The organism is Oleiphilus sp. HI0066, from assembly GCF_001635725.1.
Window position 1 is genome coordinate 1 of sequence record NZ_LWFH01000873.1, and the last position, 317, is coordinate 317.

Here is a 317-nt window from a genome sequence, read left to right on the forward strand (position 1 = left end):
ATGCTTTCGATACCCGCCGCAACTAATGCATCAACGACTTCTTCTGTAATTTCTGTATTACAGCTAGCAACTAGCTCACCAGTATCTTCATTGATGATATCTTTCGCTAATACCTTGCCGTATAGGTATTCTTTAGGAACTTCAAGCGCGCCGCCTAATTTCTCAAGCTTACGAATTTGCTTGGCGTTAACTCGACGCCCTTCTTCAACAATCACTTCACCGTCAGGATCTTTGATGTCAAACGTTGCGATTTCGCCACGCAAACGTGAAGGAACAAGTTCGAGTTTGAAGCTGTCTGCTGACAATTCAAAACGACC

The 317-nt window shown here is 43.8% G+C and carries 1 protein-coding gene; it reads right to left on the reverse strand.

From position 1 onward, the window contains the following. Positions 1-317: hypothetical protein (locus tag A3738_RS30945; RefSeq protein ID WP_197473781.1), on the reverse strand; the 317-nt coding region annotated here is incomplete at both ends.